The sequence below is a fragment of the Lachnoclostridium sp. An181 genome (genome assembly GCF_002160325.1).
Taxonomy (GTDB): Bacteria; Bacillota; Clostridia; order Lachnospirales; family Lachnospiraceae; genus An181.
In genome coordinates, this window is record NZ_NFKJ01000004.1 from 188,962 (window position 1) to 208,993 (window position 20,032).

Consider the following 20,032-nt stretch of genomic DNA (forward strand, 5'->3'; position numbering starts at 1 on the left):
TTCGTACGTCCCAGGGTTGACTTGGGACGTACCTCTATGATATACTGGACGGGCGAATGGAAGTAGGTCTTTTTTTTATGCCTAAAAATAGGTAGTCTCGCAAACTACAAATGTAACTTTAAAACAAAATAAGAAACAAAGCGAGGTGGAAGTTGTGCGCACAAGAATTACATTAGAATGTACAGCATGTAAACAACGTAATTACAACATGACAAAGGATAAGAAAACGCATCCTGAACGTATGGAAACTAAAAAATACTGCAGATTCTGTAAATCACACACATTGCACAAAGAGACGAAATAGTCATCGAAAGGAAGTGACGTTATGGGCGAAAATACATCTAGCAAAGCTCCGAAAGCTCAGAAAAAAGAGAGCTGGTTCAAAGGATTAAAGGCGGAGTTCAAGAAAGTAATTTGGCCAGACAAGAAAACACTTGCTAAACAGACGGTTGCAGTCGTTTTTATGTCCGTATTAGTCGGCGCTATGATTGCTGTAGTAGACATCATTGCCAAATACGGAATTGATTTATTAGTGAAATAGCAGCTGATAAAGAGTGCAATAATGAAAGGTGATTTTATGTCAGAGGCAAAATGGTATGTAGTTCATACCTATTCCGGGTATGAGAACAAAGTAAAAGCCAACATTGATAAAACGATCGAAAACAGACATCTGGAAGACCAGATTCTGGAAGTCCGCGTTCCGATGGAGGAAGTGGTGGAGTTAAAGAACGGTGTCCAGAAGGCGAGCCTCAAGAAAATGTTCCCGGGTTATGTGATGATCCACATGGTGATGAACGATGACACATGGTACGTGGTTCGCAATACAAGAGGTGTGACCGGATTTGTGGGCCCTGGATCAAAGCCTGTGCCGCTTACGGAGGAGGAGATGAAACCTCTTGGCATTGAGGAAAAGGTTGTTGTTGACTTTAAAGAAGGTGACACGGTTACCGTAACGGCCGGGGCATGGAAAGATACCGTGGGCGTGATTCAGTCCATGAATGTTCAAAAACAGAGTCTGACAATCAATGTTGAATTATTTGGTCGTGAAACACCAGTAGAAATAAGTTTCTCAGAAGTCAAAAAAATGTAACAGATACGTGGGAGGGAAAACCCCGCAAATACCACAAGGAGGTACAATCAAATGGCAAAGAAAGTTCAAGGTTATATTAAATTACAGATTCCAGCAGGAAAGGCTACTCCGGCACCACCGGTTGGACCGGCTCTTGGTCAGCACGGCGTAAACATCGTTGAATTTACAAAACAGTTCAACGCAAAGACAGCAGATCAGGGAGATTTGATCATTCCTGTAGTGATCACTGTATACAATGACAGAAGTTTCAGTTTCATCACAAAGACTCCGCCGGCAGCAGTTTTGATCAAGAAAGCCTGCAAGATCAAATCTGGTTCAGGCGTTCCGAACAAAACAAAAGTTGCTACAATTACAAAAGCTCAGTTACAGGAAATCGCTGAGTTGAAAATGCCTGACTTGAACGCTGCATCCGTAGAGGCAGCTATGAGCATGATCGCAGGAACATGCAGAAGTATGGGTGTTACAGTAGAAGAATAGGCAAATATAAATAGTTGTAAACGTAAATGTGGGAGGGCTAGCTCCCGATATTACCACTAGGAGGTTATTTAAGATGAAAAGAGGAAAAAAATATATTGAGGCTGCAAAAATGATCGAAAGAGGAAATCTTTACGACAGAGACGAAGCAGTAGCATTGGTAAAAAAAGCAGCCGTTGCTAAATTTGACGAAACAATCGAAGCTCATATCAGAACAGGCTGTGACGGACGTCACGCTGACCAGCAGATCCGTGGTGCGGTAGTATTGCCACACGGAACAGGTAAAAAGGTTCGTATCCTTGTATTTGCAAAAGACGCAAAAGCTGAGGAGGCAAAAGCAGCTGGAGCAGATTACGTAGGAGCAGAAGACCTCATTCCGAAGATCCAGAATGAAAACTGGTTCGAGTTCGATGTAGTTGTAGCTACACCGGATATGATGGGTGTTGTTGGACGTCTCGGACGTGTGCTCGGACCAAAAGGTTTGATGCCAAACCCGAAGGCAGGAACAGTAACAATGGACGTTACAAAAGCTGTCAATGATATCAAAGCCGGTAAGATTGAGTACAGATTGGATAAAACAAACATCATTCATGTACCGATTGGAAAAGCATCCTTCACAGAGGAGCAGTTAGCGGACAACTTCCAGACGCTTATCGACGCTATCAACAAAGCTAGACCAGCAGCTGTTAAGGGTCAGTATCTCAAGAGCGTGACTCTTACATCTACAATGGGACCTGGTGTAAAGGTTAATCCACTGAAATTAGCTTAATGAAGAGCAGATAAAAGAAAAAGAGACGATGGGAATCAAAAGAGATTTCCATCGTTTTTTTCGTTTGCAAAGCGGAATTTATTAAAAATATAAATAAATACGTCTATTTATTCACATTTCCGATTTGAGTAAAGGGAAAGGTTCTTTTAAAATAATAATGATAAACTAGAAAATATTGGAAAAGTAAGGAGAAGATTATGAAGAAAAGATGGATGGCGCTGTTGATGGCTGCGGCATTGACAGCTGTGCAGGTGACACCGCTTAGTACAATTGCAGCGGATGTGAAAATGGAAGATGTAAAGGCAGTTTCTGTGATCCATTCAGTTACCCCAAAAGATGCATCTGTAGAAAGCGGGGGCACTGTGGAATTTACAGTGACCGGGGAAAATCTTGAAGACAATGTTGGGATAAAGGTGAGTGATCTGTTGGGGGAAGTGCCTGTGGACACAAAGTTTGTGGAAAACTCTTCGGAAAAGCAGATTGTACAGATACAGTTCCCGAAAAATAACACAGAGTGGGCAAAAACCTATACGGTAGATTTCTACGCAGACGGGGACACATCCGGGAATGCGTCCGCTACATGCAGCGTGCATGTTGGAGGTGGTGAGCAGGAGGCTGTTATTTATATGCTGAATGCGGACAAGACTTCCACAGATGGCAAGCAGGAGGAGAAAGTTACCTTTACAGTCTATGGGGAAGGACTTGCAGAGCATGTGGCTGTGGGCGTATTTCTGGATGGAGTGAAACAGAGCATGCCGGCAGTGTTCCACGAGGAAGAGTGTTCCCAGACAAAACAGGTGTTTTCCATCCTTTTTCCGCAAAATGCAGGAGAAGAGGATAAAGTTTATGAGGTGAAGACAGCTCCCAAAAAAGACAGCACACAGTGGTTTGGGGAGGGCGTAAACATTACTGTGAAAGGGAACCAGGTACCTCCGATTGAGGAAGGGACGAGTGTGACTGCGATTTCCTCCACGCCGATCGGTGCGAATGGATTGACATACCGAATTTCATTCCAGGGGAAAAATTTAAGTGAGAACAATGTTGTGATTTCTGTTACGCCGTTGGATGGAGTGATCATCACCGAGAAAAACATTACAAAAGATCAGGGGGAATTTTTGATCACATTCCCGGAAAACAGAACAGGAAAAGACATAGAGTATCAGGTTATGGTTGCTCCAAAAGATGGGGTGGGAGATGCGAAATCCCTGAATTTCTTGATAAAAAATACAGAGGAAGACGACCGGGAAGAGATTGACTTAAAACCAACAGCAGTAGTGATCGATGATACCTATAAAGTTATCAACATGGCTTTTGACTGTCCGGTGTTCAATGCATGTGAAAGTATTGCACAATTAAAAGAAAAAATCAGCCTGAAAATGGGTTTTGCAGAACGTCCGCTTTCAGAAGGGGACAAGATATCCTTTGACAAAAACAAAGTTGTGATCGAGCTTGAGGAGGAATATAAACCGCTCATCGGTGGTCTTGGGATCATTGTGGGAGAAAAAGCATTGTGCACAACAGAAGACAAAGTATTAAAACCATTCACGTGGGTGATCGATGATACAGCAAGGGTTACGGATGTGGTAGTCACGCCGGAAATCATGGAATGGGAAGGCGGCGAAGTGATCGCCAGACTGAAAGGATACCATTTGAAGGATGCAAGGATTGAGGGCAAGATCATTGATGTGAGAACAAGCAGAGAAAATCCGGAAATTCAGGTACAGGTAGAGTATGATGAAAACCATATACCGTATCTGAAATATACAGCCCCTGCAAACGAATCAGAGACAACGCAGGGGTGGCTTTTGAAATTGACGGTCAACGGAGTTCCGGTATCAGAAGGACTGGATTATCAGGACATTGCAAAACGTCCGCTTGTCTGCGTATTGCCAAAAGACTGTGCAAAAGAGGAGATCACGCTTGGAAACATGACAGTGAATTCGTATGGTGCGAATCCGGATCCTGACAATCTGACCTACACAGAGACATCTACAAACCAGGAGAGCAAGAAGATCCAGGTACACCTGTACGGTACAAATCTGGATCCGAAAAAGACAAAAGTGAAGATCGTAGATGAGGACGGTGTGGAGTGGCCAATCTACAATGTCCCTCAGTTTGACAGCGTCTGGTATTTTATCATGGTAGGAAATGACGGCACAGGGATCACAGGCAGCGGCAACCATCAGATCCTGGAGATCATCTGTCCAAGGAACATTGCCACTGACCGCAAGTATGACATTTATGTATCCGTGGATGGAGAAGAATTTGTGATGGACCAGCATGTGACAGTCTGTGTGGTGAACCGCGGCGAACAGGGACTTGCAAAACCGGAAAAGAGAACCGTTACCGTGCAGCATGTGGATGAGCAGGGAAATACGATCGCAGACGCAGATGTGCTGACAGGTTATTCCTGGTTCTTTATGGCGGATATGGGGATTGCTCCAAAGGAGATCCCGGGATATCATGTGGTAAATGCACCGCAATTTGAAGAGCTGATAGATACTCTTGGGGATGCAGACCGCACAGAGCAGATTGTGTATGAAAAAGACGATGCGGGCCAAGAGCCGGGTGAAGGTGAAAATCCGGGACAAGGTCAAAAGCCAGAAGAGGATGAAAAGCCGGGAAATCCGGTAAAAAATCCAGATGGTACACTTTCGGGAAATGGAGAAAAAGACAGCCAGAATGCTGCCAAAGGAGATGACGAGGAGATGAAAGATGCGGATGCGCCAAAGACAGGGGATTTGGCAGAACCGCTGGGACTGGTTTTGGGAGCTATGGCGGCACTGGGAACTGCGGCTGTGGTTGTGAGAAGAAGAAAATAAAAGATGTTTGGTGATCATGGGTGTGTGCAGACAGAGCGCACGCCCATTTTCTGTGTGGTGAATATGAGAGAGTTGTGGTCTTTTCATGGAAAAGATTGTGTCTGAAACCATAGCAGTCTATAATAAAAGAAGAGGCGCGGCATGCGCATTGGCATCTGACAAAAGAGGAGTGAAGTTATGGGAATGATCATGGAAAAGGCTACATTTTCTGAGATATATAAGCTGGTGGAAGGAAGAGGCGGAAAAATCAAAGAGTGCTTTGACGGTTTGTTTGACACAGCGCTTTTGTTTTTTCCTGCTTTTATGTGTAAAGAGACAGCTGGGATCATCGGGCTTGTGGATAAACTGGGGGCAGGGCAGACTTTGATCGGAGCAAAAGAAACCATTACAAAAGCAGTATCTGGCATTCTGGATGGTTTTAAACATAAAGAAAAAGATTACGCGGCAAGATATGAGAATATGCAGATTGCGCATATGCTCATTATCTATGCTGCGTTTTTTGATGCGGCAAAAGAATTTTTGCCGGATGAAGAGGGACAGGTCGTGTTGTCTGCAAAGGAAAAATATGTGATCACAAAACAGGCAATGCGAACGTATTTGGAAGATTTGGGACAACATACAGAAGAGAAAGAGGGCGTATGGTTTCTAAATAGCGAAATCTATTTTCCGGAGCCGACTGCCGGTTTTCGGGAATTTTTGGAAGGATTAAAGGAGTTTTATGAGAGACTGACCATAGAATTTGGAAGATTTTATGAAAAACTGGCGGTTTGGGATAAACTGGAAGAGGAAATAAAAGATAAGGCTATGGCCGTGCTTAGAAACCTGCCAGAAAGAGCGATGGAGAGTTATGAAAAACAGTACTATGAGTTGGAATGCTGTTTTGAAGATTTTGCTGTCTGGGCAGGGAGGGAACGCCATAAAAAACTGGAAGAAAAGCTGGATGTTGGGTTTGAAGGAATAAAAAGAACAATGCTTGACCTGGAAGAGAACAGGAAGAGTGAGCATGTGGAAACAGTCATGGATAACCTTTTGAAACAGTACTCAGATTTTGTGGATGCTCCGGTGATCGATCGGGAAGAAATCAAGTATGAAAACGAGGAGGAACCTGTATTTCCGGCAAAAAGAAAAGCTTTTATCCCGCAGTCTTTTCAAGCAGTGTTGTACAAGGGGGAGGGACAGTTAGAGAAACCTGAATTCTGGACCAATGTTTTGCCAAAGGAGCATATCGGCGAATACATCAGCAGTATTTTAAGACATCCATGTACGGATGAAAAACCTGTAGTGATACTGGGACAGCCGGGCGCCGGAAAATCATTGTTGTGCTATATGCTGGCTGCGCAGATCTTGTGCCACGAATACCATGTGATCATTGTAAGACTTCGGGACACAGTGGCAGATGATACCATTATCGGGCAGATTGAGCAGCAGATCCGAAGAGATACCGGACGCAGATGCGAGTGGGATGATATTTGCAATGTCAAGACAAGGAAGCCGTTTCTCATTATTTTTGACGGTTATGATGAGCTTTTGCAGGCAAGCGGCAGAACCTATGCCAATTACATGAATGAGATCGCAAAATTCCAGAGAAACGAACGGGTGATGAAGAGAATGCCGGTAAAATGTATGATGACAAGCCGCATTACATTGATTGATAAGGCACATTTTCCAAAAGGCAGCCTGGTACTGAGGTTATGCGATTTTGAGAAAGAAAGAATCCAGGCGTGGTGTGATATATGGAACAGGGCAAATCAGGTAAATTTTGCGAAAAAGGAAATGGAGCCATTTTCTTTGCCGGAGGAAGAGGAGATCTATAAGCTTGCGGGCCAGCCCCTTCTCTTGCTGATGCTTGCGCTGTATGATTTTGATGGAAATAAGCTGAAAAAGCAGAGAATCTTAAGTGCAACAGAACTCTATGACAATTTGATCAAAGAATTTGTGGTCCGGGAACTGAAGAAAGAGAAAAATTTTCGAGATCTTGACGAAAAAAAGCGGAAATTCCAGGTGGAGGAAGAAGTCAGAAAGATTGGGATCGCCGCTATCGGGATGTTCAACCGGAAAAAACTGTATATAGGAGCGCTGGAACTTGGGAGGGATCTTTCCTTTTATTATCCGGATTCTAAAAAAGGGGACGCAGAATTGATGGATGCAAGACTGACGCAAGGAGAGGCGCTGCTTGGGAGTTTTTTCTTTATCCATAAATCGAATGCAGTAAACATGGACAGAGGGAGACTGGTCAATGACACAACCTATGAGTTTTTGCATAATACTTTTGGGGAATTTCTTGTCGCTGATTTTATCGTAAAGACAGTGTGTAAGGCGGTGAGAAGGATTGCTTGTATGAAACGGATGGGAGAGGAGATTGGTTGGAGAGATACATTGTCTGCGCAGTGGTACGCTCCGCTTATCTATGCACCGCTTTTTACAAGACCGGTTGTTGTGGATATGATCAGCGAATGGGGCAGACGAGTTTTGCGAGACGAAGGAATTTCAGATATAGAAATACAGGAGGTTGTGGATGAAATTCTGGGACAAGAAATGCCAAAGATTATAGATGGAAATCTGGTGTATATGCTGGGAGAAATGATAAAAGAAAAGGAAAATCCTTATGAGTGTGAAGGTGTTTTGGAGTCGCTTGGGATTTACAGCGCGAATCTTTTGATTCTTTGTTGCCTTTTGAATGGAAAAGAAATCTGTTTTTCAATCAAAAACCGAACCGGAGAGGAAATTGTGCGGAGGTTAAACTGTATGTGGGAGTATTCCTTTCACGAGAAAATGTTTGATTTTTCGGGAGTTTTTTCTATTTCAGAAAAAGAAAGGGAAGTACAGGCTGCATGCATGGTGGATTTCTTTGGCTGGAGAACAAAGATGAGCTGGCTTGGGAAACTTTCAAAAATGCATATTGTCAGTCAGGCTCTAGGGCAAACAGAGATAGATGTCCTTACCAGTACCGTGCTTGGAAACTGGATGTTTCGAACAACGATGAAAAAGAAAGTAGAAAAATCACACTTGTCTGTTTACAGCTGGTACATCTGCACATGTATGTGGAGGGAAGATAAGTGGAAAAGTTCTGGCGGGGCTTTGGAGTGTCTGGAAGAGTTGGCAGAGATTTTTGATAAGGAGAAGGATACCAAAAGTATTTTGTTTGCCTGTTATATGATAAGCGGCAATCTGGAAGAGTATTTGAGAGAAGAGAATGTGTGGGTAAATCTGGATAAAATATCAGATCTTTTGGAAGAAATCCTATGGATGCTCCATCACAGCAGAGTGGGAGAGAAATTTCAAATTGCAGAGTGCATCTTGAAAATTGGAACGAAAAAAATAGAAAGAGGAAACGAAAAGGAAATAACAAATGTGTTTCAGGATTTAGCGAAGTATATATATATGACGGAGGACTTTTGGCCTTTCAAAGAGTGTATGAGATTACTTGGGATTTCCAGAGAGATGTTAAGAGCAGTAGACGATATGGAGGAGAAAAAGCAAAGAATAGTTATAAGGGAAAACCTTGGTGTGTCTGCAATTTCTATTATGATTGGTGCTATGGCAAGACAGGAAAAGGAACCGGATGAACAGTTTTGGGATTGGAGCTTTGAGGTTGGTTTTTTGTTAGCAAAACTTGATAAGACGGTGGCGGCAAGGATGATATTGGGTACTTTGTGTAAGTATCTTTTGAATGAAAGGAACAGCAGACTAAGCGTTGTTCAGGTGACGTATTTGCTGCATACCTGCGTTTGCTTGGAGAGACAGCTGGAATTTGTTTCCAAAGGCGAGCCAAGAGAAACTGTAACTGCAGTAAAAAATATATTCACTGATAGAACAAAAAGAGATTCATTAAGTGTCCTGGCAAAGACCTCTATGCAGGCTGTCGGGGAATTGATCTTTATGGCAAACGAAGGTGTATTTGAGAAAACCTGGATCAATCATGGATTAAAGTCCGAAATAGAAGAACTTTTGGAAAAGCATAGAGATAATCTTCCTGTGTGCGTCATAAAAGAGGTAGTAAGATGCAGTCAAATATATAACTTCCCGGAAATCGAAAAAAACGCGAAAAACATTTGGGAAAAATAAAAAACTGTAGTGAAAAATAAGTCTAAATGGTATATTAGAACTAACAGGAAACGATTATTTTGTGCATGAGAAGGAGTTGATAGCTATGGCATTACCGCTGGAAAAAGAATACACGATCCAGGATATCTATGATCTGCCGGAGGGAGAGAGAGCGGAGCTGGTTGACGGAAAGCTTTATATGATGGCTCCTCCTAGTACCAATCATCAGAGAATTGTGGCGGATATGTTATATCAGATAAAAAGTTTTTTAGAAAGTAATGAGGGGAAATGCGAAGTTTTTCCGGCGCCGTTTGCTGTCTTTTTGAATGAAACTGATACAACATATGTAGAGCCCGATCTTTGCGTGATCTGTGATGAACGTAAGATTTCAAAGAAAGGGTGTATGGGGGCCCCGGATTGGATTGCGGAAATTGTGTCTCCTGCGAGCAAGCGTATGGATTATTATGTAAAACTTTTTAAATATCGTTCTGCCGGGGTGAAAGAATACTGGATCGTAGACGAAGAAAAGAAGGAAGTTACAGTCTATGATTTTGCGAATGACAACATGGAACAGTATGCGATGTCCGAAGAAATAGCAGTCAACCTGTATGAAGGGAAACTGAACATACATTTTTAAATCCAAAGTAAAAACTTGAAAATCTCCTTGACACCACCCGTCTTCCTGTGCTACATTATACCAGAACGCTGCCGAAGACAGCAGGTGCTGGAAAGCATAAGGATCAAAACGCCTGCCGAGGAGATGAAATTCGAAATCATGATGAATTTGAATCCTTCTGTCAAGTGGCAGGAGGATTTTTTATCTTACTTCAAAGACGGCGGTACACAATCAAAATCTATAAGGAGGTGCACCATTCGTGGCAAAAGTTGAATTAAAACAACCAATCGTACAGGCAATTGCAGATGACATCAAAGATGCAGCGAGCGTAGTGTTAGTTGACTACCGCGGATTGACTGTTGCGCAGGATACGGAACTTCGTAAACAGTTAAGAGAAGCTGGCGTTATCTACAAAGTTTGTAAAAACACAATGATGAGAAGAGCTTTTGAAGGAACAGAATTTGCAGGTCTGGATGAATTCCTGGAAGGACCAAGCGCTCTTGCAATTTCTAAAGATGACGCTACAGCTCCGGCAAGAATCCTTTGCAAATTTGGCGCAAAAGCAGAAGCATTAGAGCTGAAAGCAGGTGTTGTTGAGGGAACTGTTTACGATGTGGCAGGACTGAAAGAATTGTCCAAAGTTCCGTCAAGAGAAGAACTGCTCTCCAAATTGCTTGGAAGCATTCAGTCACCTATTACAAATCTTGCCCGTGTTCTTAATCAGATCGCAGAGCAGGGAGGAGCTGAGAACTGCCAGCCAGCAGAGAAAGAAGAAGCTCCGGCAGAAGAGGCAGCAGCAGACGCTGAGTAATCTTTTGTTTGACAAAGCACAATGTGCATAAAAATGTTTTAAGAAACAAAAAAGAAAATGATCTATGGAGGTAAATAAAATGGCAAAATTAACAACAGCTGAATTTATCGAAGCTATCAAAGAGTTATCCGTATTGGAATTAAATGAATTAGTAAAAGCATGTGAAGAAGAATTTGGTGTATCTGCAGCAGCAGGTGTTGTAGTTGCAGCAGCAGGCGGAGAAGGCGCAGCAGCAGCTGAAGAAAAAGATGAGTTCGACGTAGAACTTACAGCAGCTGGAGCATCCAAAGTTAAAGTTATCAAAGTTGTTCGTGAGATCACAGGACTTGGACTTAAAGAAGCAAAAGACCTTGTTGACGGAGCACCTAAGGTTGTTAAAGAAGGCGTTTCTAAAGCAGAGGCTGAAGAACTTAAAGCAAAACTTGAAGCTGAAGGAGCTCAGGTTACTCTTAAATAATTGTCGCGAATATTGTGTACGAAAGAGAGGCGTTGCGAAACAACTGAAATACAGTTGGAGGGCAGCGCCTCTTTTGCGATTCGTCATTTCCCTACAAAAGGTTTGGTGAGAAGAAAGATGAAGGTATTGAATTTTGGCTCCTTGAACTTGGACTATGTGTACAAGGTGGAGCACATGGTACAGGCAGGAGAGACGCTTGCGGCGAAAAGCGTAGAGATATTCTGTGGAGGGAAGGGGCTCAATCAGTCCATTGCCCTTGCAAGGGCAGGCATTTCGGTGTTCCACGCAGGCATGATAGGGAGAGAAGGTGAAATGCTCCTTAAGATGTGCAAGGACAATGGAGTGGATGTCTCCTATATTCGTCAAACGCGCGGCCAAAGCGGACATACGGTGATACAGGTAGATGAGAGTGGAGAAAACTGTATTCTCCTATATGGCGGGGCGAACCAGGAGATGACCCGGGAATTTGCGGAGGAGGTGCTGGAGCATTTTGGCCAGGGAGACATGATCGTGCTGCAAAATGAGATCAATCTGACCGGCTATCTGATCGATAGGGCATATGAGAAGAGAATGAAAATTGTGTTAAATCCGTCTCCGTTTGGGAAAAGTATTGCTGATTTTGATATGGCAAAAGTTTCTTTGTTTTTTATCAATGAAATTGAAGGAGAGCAGATGACGGGAGAAAAGGATCCGGAGATGATACTGGATTCAATCAGAAACATGTATCCGGATGCAGGCGTGGTATTGACCCTTGGGGAATCCGGAAGTATATATCAGGATAAAAACAAGCGCATCCGACAGAGTTCGGTTTTGACAAAGGCAGTTGATACGACAGCGGCGGGGGATACATTTACCGGATATTTTCTTTCTTCTATTATAAACGGCCAGGATGAGGCGCAGGCGCTTTTTATGGCAGCAAAAGCAGCATCGGTCGCTGTGTCAAAAAAAGGCGCGGCAGCATCGATCCCGTATTTGCAGGAAGTGCCGGAAAAGAAGTAAAAACAAGCTTGACAACAAAAAGGGCATTGTGCTATAGTAAAAAATGCACTATTGTGGCAAGGTGTGCCATGATACAGCAGAGGAACTGTGGCAGATGCCCTTTTCCTTATGTTTCTTGAAAAGAAAAAGCAAGATTTTCTTGATACAAACAATGGAGAGAACGCTTTGCGGCTTTTCTGTTGTCATGAATAAAACGAAGGAGTGAAACGTCAATATGGAGAAAAACAGAATTCGTCCTATCACAAATGGGAAAAGTTTACGTATGAGCTATTCCAGGCAAAAAGAAGTGCTCGAAATGCCAAACTTAATCGAAGTCCAGAAAGATTCCTATCAGTGGTTTCTGAATGAAGGATTAAATGAAGTTTTCGACGATATTTCCCCGATTGCTGATTACAGCGGACAGTTGAGTCTGGAATTCGTAGATTTTACATTATGCGAAGATGATGTGAAGTACACGATCGAAGAATGTAAAGAGCGCGATGCCACATATGCTGCGCCTTTGAAAGTCAGAGTAAGACTTCACAACAAAGAGACAGACGAGATCAATGAACATGAAATTTTTATGGGAGACCTGCCGCTCATGACAGCGACCGGCACCTTTGTGATCAATGGTGCAGAACGTGTCATCGTAAGCCAGCTGGTGCGTTCCCCGGGAATTTATTATGCCATCGGTCATGATAAGATCGGAAAGAAACTGTATTCCTGTACAGTGATCCCAAACCGTGGCGCATGGCTTGAATATGAAACAGACTCCAATGACGTTTTCTATGTACGTGTAGACAGAACGAGAAAGGTGCCGATCACGGTATTGATCCGTGCCCTTGGTATCGGAACAAACGCTGAGATTCTTGAGATGTTCGGCGAGGAGCCAAAAATTTTGGCAAGTTTTTCCAAGGACACCGCAGAAAGCTATCAGGAAGGTCTGCTTGAATTATACAAAAAGATCCGTCCGGGCGAGCCGCTTGCAGTGGACAGTGCAGAAAGCCTGATCACGAGCATGTTTTTTGATGCAAGAAGATACGACCTCGCAAAAGTAGGACGCTACAAATTCAATAAAAAATTATTGCTGCGCAATCGTATTGCAGGGCATGTGCTGGCAGAACCTGCAGTCAGCCCTCTGACAGGGGAAGTGATCGCAGAGGCTGATACAAAGGTGACAAAAGAGATTGCCGATGCGATCCAGAATGCAGCGATTCCATATGTTTGGATGAAAGTGGAGGGCGAGGAGCGCCCGATCAAGGTGCTCTCCAACCTGGCCGTTGACCTGAAAGAAGTCTGCGGAATCGAGCCGGAAGAAGCTGGAGTTACAGAATTAGTATACTATCCTGTACTGGCAAATATTCTGGAAGAAACTTCCGGGGATGTGGAGGAACTCAAAGATGCCATCCGCAAAAATATGCATGAGCTTGTTCCGAAACATATCACAAAGGAAGACATTCTTGCATCCATTAATTACAACATCCATTTAGAGTATGGTCTTGGAACAGACGATGATATCGATCACCTCGGAAACAGACGTATCCGTGCAGTGGGCGAGCTGCTCCAGAACCAGTACAGAATCGGACTTTCCAGATTGGAAAGAGTTGTGCGCGAGAGGATGACAACACAGGATCTGGAGGGAATTTCTCCTCAGTCTCTGATCAATATCAAACCGGTCACTGCGGCAGTGAAAGAGTTCTTTGGTTCTTCCCAGCTGTCCCAGTTCATGGATCAGAACAACCCGCTTGGTGAGCTGACACACAAAAGACGTCTCTCCGCACTTGGACCGGGAGGTCTTTCCCGTGACCGTGCAGGATTCGAAGTCCGTGACGTTCATTATTCCCACTACGGAAGAATGTGTCCGATCGAGACACCTGAAGGTCCGAACATCGGTCTTATCAACTCACTTGCAACTTATGCAAGGATCAACGAATATGGATTCGTGGAGGCTCCATACCGTAAGATCGATAAGAGTGATCCGAAAAATCCGCGTGTCACAGATGAAGTTGTATACATGACAGCGGATGAAGAAGACAACTACCATGTAGCACAGGCGAATGAGCCTTTGGATGCGGAAGGACACTTTATCCGTAAAAATGTATCCGGTCGTTACAGAGAGGAGACACAGGAGTACGAAAGAAGTATGTTTGATTACATGGACGTATCTCCGAAGATGGTATTCTCTGTGGCTACGGCGCTCATTCCTTTCCTTGAAAACGATGATGCGAACCGTGCGCTCATGGGATCCAACATGCAGCGTCAGGCAGTGCCGCTTCTGACAACGGAAGCTCCGGTTGTCGGAACAGGTATGGAGACAAAGGCTGCTGTTGACTCAGGTGTGTGTGTGGTTGCAGAAGAGGGCGGTGTGGTAGAACGCGCTGCATCCAAAGAGATCATTATCAGACAGGACAATGGACAGAAGAAGACATACAAACTGACAAAATTCTTAAGAAGTAACCAGAGTAACTGTTACAATCAAAGACCGATCGTGTCCAAGGGTGACAGAGTGGAAAAAGGTGACGTGATTGCAGACGGTCCATCCACAGCGAACGGCGAGATGGCTCTGGGAAAGAACCCATTGATCGGATTTATGACATGGGAAGGATACAACTACGAGGATGCTGTCCTCTTAAGTGAAAGACTTGTACAGGATGATGTTTACACATCCGTTCATATAGAAGAATACGAAGCAGAGGCCCGCGATACAAAGCTTGGACCGGAAGAGATCACACGCGATATTCCGGGAGTGGGCGATGATGCGCTCAAAGATCTGGATGAGCGAGGTATCATCCGAATCGGTGCAGAGGTTCGCGCCGGAGATATCCTTGTCGGAAAAGTAACTCCAAAGGGAGAGACAGAGCTTACTGCGGAAGAAAGACTTCTGCGCGCGATCTTTGGAGAAAAAGCAAGAGAAGTAAGGGATACTTCCTTAAAAGTGCCTCACGGTGAATACGGAATTGTTGTGGATGCAAAAGTATTCACAAGAGAAAACGGCGATGAGCTTTCACCTGGTGTGAATCAGGCAGTGCGCATCTACATTGCACAGAAGAGAAAGATCTCTGTCGGTGATAAGATGGCCGGACGTCACGGTAACAAGGGTGTTGTTTCCCGTGTACTTCCAGTGGAGGATATGCCGTTCCTGCCAAACGGACGTCCGCTCGACATCGTTCTGAATCCGCTTGGCGTGCCTTCCCGTATGAACATTGGGCAGGTGCTTGAGATCCACTTAAGCCTTGCGGCAAAAGCGCTTGGTTTCAACATTTCCACACCAGTATTCGATGGTGCGGATGAGAACGATATTATGGACACTTTGGACCTTGCAAATGATTATGTAAATCTGGAGTGGGACGAATTCAAAGAAAAACACGGTGAAGAGTTACTGCCGGAAGTTCTGGATTACCTCTATGAAAACAGAGATCACAGAAAATTGTGGAAGGGCGTTCCGCTTTCCAGAGACGGAAAGGTCCGCTTAAGAGATGGCCGGACCGGAGAATATTTCGACGGACCGGTTACGATCGGACACATGCATTATCTGAAACTGCACCATTTGGTAGACGATAAGATCCATGCACGTTCCACAGGACCATACTCACTTGTTACGCAGCAGCCGCTGGGCGGTAAAGCTCAGTTTGGCGGGCAGCGTTTCGGAGAAATGGAGGTTTGGGCGCTGGAAGCATACGGCGCATCTTATACTCTTCAGGAAATCCTGACAGTGAAGTCTGACGACGTGGTAGGACGTGTGAAGACTTATGAAGCGATCATCAAGGGAGACAATATTCCTGAGCCGGGTATTCCGGAGTCATTCAAGGTACTGTTGAAAGAACTTCAGTCTCTTGGATTGGACGTCAGAGTATTGAAAGACGATAATACCGAAGTGGAGATTATGGAAACGGTTGATTACGGGGAAACAGATTTGCATTCTATCATCGAGGGTGAACGTTACAAAAATAATGAAAAAGAGTCTTACGGGGAACACGGATTCAGCCAGCAGGAATTCGAGGGAGAAGAACTGGTTGATGTGGAAGAAGATTTCAATGAAGACGATTTTGTGAATGCCGAAGATGATTACGACGGAATTCTTGATGAAGAATAGAAGGGAGTGCCAGAATGCCAGCAACAAATAATGAAGGATACCAGCCAATGACGTTTGATGCGATTAAAATTGGATTGGCATCACCTGAGAAAATTTTAGAGTGGTCAAGAGGCGAAGTTACAAAGCCTGAGACGATTAACTATAGAACTTTAAAACCAGAACGCGATGGCCTTTTCTGCGAGAGAATCTTCGGGCCTAGCAAAGACTGGGAATGCCACTGCGGAAAGTACAAGAAAATCCGCTACAAAGGGGTTGTCTGCGACCGCTGTGGTGTTGAAGTCACAAAAGCAAGTGTACGCCGTGAGCGCATGGGTCATATCGCCCTTGCAGCTCCGGTATCCCATATTTGGTATTTCAAGGGAATTCCAAGCCGTATGGGACTGATCCTGGATATTTCACCAAGGACACTGGAAAAGGTACTGTATTTTGCATCCTATATCGTGCTTGATAAAGGGGAATCAGGCTTGCAGTACAAACAGGTGCTTTCCGAACAGGAATACCAGGAGGCAAGGGAGAACTGGGGCAGCTCCTTCCGCGTAGGAATGGGAGCTGAGGCCATTCAGGAACTTTTGCAGAACATTGACCTTGACAAAGAATATGAGGAATTGCAGAGCGGTCTGGAAGGAGCCACGGGCCAGAAACGTGCAAGGATTGTGAAACGTCTGGAAGTCGTGGAGGCGTTCCGTGAATCCGGTAACAAACCTGAGTGGATGATCATGAGTGTGATTCCGGTCATTCCACCGGATTTGCGCCCTATGGTACAGCTGGATGGAGGACGTTTTGCAACATCCGACTTAAATGATCTGTACAGAAGGATCATCAACAGAAACAACCGTTTGAGAAGACTTTTAGAGCTTGGAGCGCCGGATATCATTGTGCGCAACGAGAAACGTATGCTGCAGGAAGCTGTGGATGCTCTCATCGACAATGGCCGCCGCGGCCGTCCGGTGACGGGACCTGGAAACAGAGCTCTGAAATCTCTGTCTGATATGTTAAAAGGTAAGTCCGGGCGTTTCCGTCAGAATCTGCTTGGTAAACGTGTTGACTATTCCGGACGTTCCGTTATCGTTGTAGGTCCGGAGCTTAAGATTTATCAGTGCGGTCTTCCGAAAGAGATGGCAATTGAGCTGTTCAAACCATTTGTTATGAAAGAACTTGTGGCAAACGGTACGGCTCACAATATTAAAAATGCAAAGAAAATGGTCGAAAGGCTTCAGCCTGAAGTTTGGGATGTGCTGGAAGATGTTATCAAAGAGCATCCGGTTATGTTGAACCGTGCTCCCACATTGCACAGACTTGGAATCCAGGCGTTTGAGCCGATTCTTGTAGAAGGTAAAGCAATCAAGCTTCATCCGCTCGTATGTACAGCGTTCAACGCGGACTTTGACGGTGACCAGATGGCTGTGCATCTTCCGCTTTCCGTGGAAGCGCAGGCAGAGTGCCGTTTCCTTCTTCTTTCCCCAAATAACCTTCTGAAACCTTCAGATGGTGGTCCTGTGGCAGTTCCTTCTCAGGATATGGTACTTGGAATCTACTACCTGACACAGGCAAGACCTGGAGTAAAGGGAGAAGGTAAATTCTTCAAGAGCTTAAACGAGGCAATCCTCGCCTATGAAAACGAGGTCATCACACTGCACTCCCAGATCAAGGTGCGTATGACAAAGACCATGTCAGATGAAAAAGTGCTCACAGGCACAGTGGAATCTACTCTGGGACGTCTTTTGTTCAATGAGATCATTCCTCAGGATTTGGGATATGTGGACAGAACTGTGGAAGGAAATGAACTTCTTCCGGAGATTGATTTCCTTGTAGGTAAAAAACAGTTAAAACAGATTTTGGAAAAAGTAATCAACACACATGGAGCATCTGCAACAGCAGAGGTTTTGGATAATGTAAAAGCAATCGGATACAAATATTCCACAAGAGCGGCTATGACCGTATCCATTTCCGATATGACTGTGCCGCCGCAGAAACCGGAATTGATCCAGAAAGCACAGGATACTGTGGATAGGATCACAAAGAACTTCAAACGTGGTCTTATCACGGAAGAAGAGCGTTACAAAGAAGTTGTGGAGACATGGAAGGCTACCGATGATGAGCTTACTGAGGCTCTTCTTACCGGACTGGATAAGTACAACAACATCTTTATGATGGCTGACTCCGGTGCCCGTGGTTCTGATAAACAGATCAAACAGCTTGCAGGTATGCGTGGTTTGATGGCTGATACAACAGGTAGAACCATCGAGTTGCCGATCAAATCCAACTTCCGTGAAGGACTTGATGTATTGGAATACTTCATGTCCGCGCACGGTGCTCGTAAAGGTCTTTCCGATACAGCGCTTCGTACAGCCGATTCCGGATACCTGACAAGACGTCTTGTAGACGTTTCTCAGGATCTCATCATCCGTGAAGTAGATTGTGTGGAAAAAGGCGAAGAAATTCCTGGAATGTATGTAAAAGCATTTATGGATGGAAACGAAGAGATTGAGAGCTTAAAAGACCGCATCACAGGACGTTATTCCTGCCATACGATCTGCGATAAAGATGGGGAGGTCATTGTAAAAGCAAATCATATGATCACTCCGAAACGTGCGGATAGAATTGTAAAGGATGGTGTGGATGAGAATGGTAATCCGATCACAAAAGTGAAGATCCGTACCATTTTGACCTGTAAGTCCCATATTGGTATCTGTGCGAAATGTTACGGTGCGAACATGGCGACAGGTGAACCGGTTCAGGTCGGCGAGGCAGTCGGAATCATTGCAGCTCAGTCCATCGGTGAGCCGGGTACACAGCTGACCATGCGTACATTCCATACCGGTGGTGTTGCCGGAGATGATATCACACAGGGTCTTCCTCGTGTCGAGGAGCTTTTTGAGGCAAGAAAGCCAAAAGGACTTGCCATCATCACAGAATTTGCAGGTACTGCTACGATCAATGATACAAAGAAAAAGCGTGAGATTATTGTGACAAATGAAGAGACTGGTGAATCAAAAGCGTACTTGATTCCATATGGTTCCAGGATCAAGATTCAGGACGGTGCATATCTGGAAGCCGGAGATGAGCTGACAGAAGGTAGCATCAATCCTCACGATCTCCTCAAGATCAAAGGACTTCGTGCAGCACAGGATTATATGATTCAGGAAGTACAGCGTGTATATCGTCTTCAGGGTGTGGAGATCAATGACAAACATATCGAAGTCATTGTTCGTCAGATGCTCAAGAAGATCCGCATCGAGGAAAATGGAGATTCCAATTTCCTTCCGGGAACTATGGTAGATACTCTGGAATTTGAAGATGTAAATAAACAGCTCATCGAGGAAGGCAAAGAGCCTGCCACAGGTGAACAGGTAATGCTTGGTATTACCAAGGCATCCTTGGCTACAAATTCCTTCCTTTCCGCTGCATCCTTCCAGGAGACAACAAAAGTTCTCACTGAAGCTGCGATCAAAGGAAAAGTTGACCCATTGATTGGTTTGAAAGAAAACGTTATCATTGGTAAATTGATTCCGGCAGGTACAGGAATGAGAAAATACCGCGATGTAAAATTGGATACAGGCGAACCGGAAATGGAGGAGCTTGAAGAAGAATTTGACATTGATGATGCTGAGGAAGAGATTGCCGTTGCAGATGAGTGTGAAATTGTGCAAGAAGGCGAGAGCGAGGAAGATAAAGAAGAGCTGAAAGAGTCTGAGGAAGAGATTTCCCAAGAGACAGAAGAATAGAGACATACAATAAGAGCCGCGCCCGGCAGGGGAGACCTTTGCCGGGCGCGGCTCTTATTATTGGGCTAAAGCAAAAAAAGAATGTTAAAATGTGGAAATATATGTTAAAATGGCAATATAACTTGTGTATTTTTGCTAATATAAGGCGTGTGA

General features: G+C 44.4%; 13 protein-coding genes and 1 other annotated feature. All 13 genes read left to right on the top strand.

Going from position 1 to position 20,032, the window contains the following annotated elements; translation table 11 throughout:
• Positions 1 to 154 precede the first annotated feature (154 nt).
• The 13 genes from rpmG (at position 155) to rpoC (ending at position 19,879) form a co-directional block, all read left to right on the top strand.
• Positions 155 to 304 carry a 50S ribosomal protein L33 gene (gene rpmG / locus B5F18_RS04510; RefSeq protein WP_087156477.1) on the top strand — a complete coding sequence of 50 codons (150 nt, stop codon included), beginning with the start codon at positions 155 to 157 and terminating at the stop codon, positions 302 to 304.
• A 21-nt stretch (positions 305 to 325) separates the two neighbouring features.
• Positions 326 to 541 carry a preprotein translocase subunit SecE gene (gene secE, locus B5F18_RS04515; protein WP_087156478.1) on the top strand — a complete coding sequence of 72 codons (216 nt, stop codon included), beginning with the start codon at positions 326 to 328 and terminating at the stop codon, positions 539 to 541.
• A gap of 36 nt (positions 542 to 577) precedes the next feature.
• Entirely contained in the window at positions 578 to 1,090 is a 513-nt protein-coding gene (gene nusG, locus B5F18_RS04520) for a transcription termination/antitermination protein NusG (RefSeq protein ID WP_087156501.1), read from the top strand.
• 51 nt (positions 1,091 to 1,141) lie between these two features.
• Positions 1,142 to 1,567 carry a 50S ribosomal protein L11 gene (gene rplK, locus B5F18_RS04525; protein ID WP_087156479.1) on the top strand — a complete coding sequence of 142 codons (426 nt, stop codon included), beginning with the start codon at positions 1,142 to 1,144 and terminating at the stop codon, positions 1,565 to 1,567.
• A 73-nt stretch (positions 1,568 to 1,640) separates the two neighbouring features.
• A complete protein-coding gene (gene rplA / locus B5F18_RS04530; protein WP_087156480.1) occupies positions 1,641 to 2,333 on the top strand; it encodes a 50S ribosomal protein L1 in 693 nt (230 codons plus the stop codon).
• Between the two features lie 197 nt (positions 2,334 to 2,530).
• Positions 2,531 to 5,155 (top strand): MucBP domain-containing protein, encoded by a 2,625-nt coding sequence (locus B5F18_RS04535; protein ID WP_087156481.1) that lies wholly within the window; start codon positions 2,531 to 2,533, stop codon positions 5,153 to 5,155.
• Positions 5,156 to 5,332: 177 nt separating this feature from the next.
• A complete protein-coding gene (locus B5F18_RS04540; protein ID WP_087156482.1) occupies positions 5,333 to 9,220 on the top strand; it encodes an NACHT domain-containing protein in 3,888 nt (1,295 codons plus the stop codon).
• A gap of 85 nt (positions 9,221 to 9,305) precedes the next feature.
• Entirely contained in the window at positions 9,306 to 9,836 is a 531-nt protein-coding gene (locus tag B5F18_RS04545; protein WP_087156483.1) for a Uma2 family endonuclease, read from the top strand.
• Positions 9,837 to 9,889: 53 nt separating this feature from the next.
• Positions 9,890 to 10,028 (top strand) — a sequence feature (ribosomal protein L10 leader region).
• Positions 10,029 to 10,074: 46 nt separating this feature from the next.
• Positions 10,075 to 10,626, top strand: a complete 552-nt coding sequence (rplJ, locus tag B5F18_RS04550) for a 50S ribosomal protein L10 (RefSeq protein WP_087156484.1) — start codon at positions 10,075 to 10,077, stop codon at positions 10,624 to 10,626.
• Positions 10,627 to 10,705: 79 nt separating this feature from the next.
• Positions 10,706 to 11,083, top strand: coding sequence for a 50S ribosomal protein L7/L12 (gene rplL, locus B5F18_RS04555; protein WP_087156485.1), 378 nt, complete (start codon positions 10,706 to 10,708; stop codon positions 11,081 to 11,083).
• A 117-nt stretch (positions 11,084 to 11,200) separates the two neighbouring features.
• On the top strand, positions 11,201 to 12,082 hold the full coding sequence (locus B5F18_RS04560; protein WP_087156486.1) for a ribokinase: 882 nt from the start codon (positions 11,201 to 11,203) through the stop codon (positions 12,080 to 12,082).
• A gap of 214 nt (positions 12,083 to 12,296) precedes the next feature.
• Positions 12,297 to 16,154 (top strand): DNA-directed RNA polymerase subunit beta, encoded by a 3,858-nt coding sequence (gene rpoB, locus B5F18_RS04565; RefSeq protein ID WP_087156487.1) that lies wholly within the window; start codon positions 12,297 to 12,299, stop codon positions 16,152 to 16,154.
• Positions 16,155 to 16,168: 14 nt separating this feature from the next.
• A complete protein-coding gene (gene rpoC / locus B5F18_RS04570) occupies positions 16,169 to 19,879 on the top strand; it encodes a DNA-directed RNA polymerase subunit beta' (protein WP_087156488.1) in 3,711 nt (1,236 codons plus the stop codon).
• Positions 19,880 to 20,032: the final 153 nt, after the last annotated feature.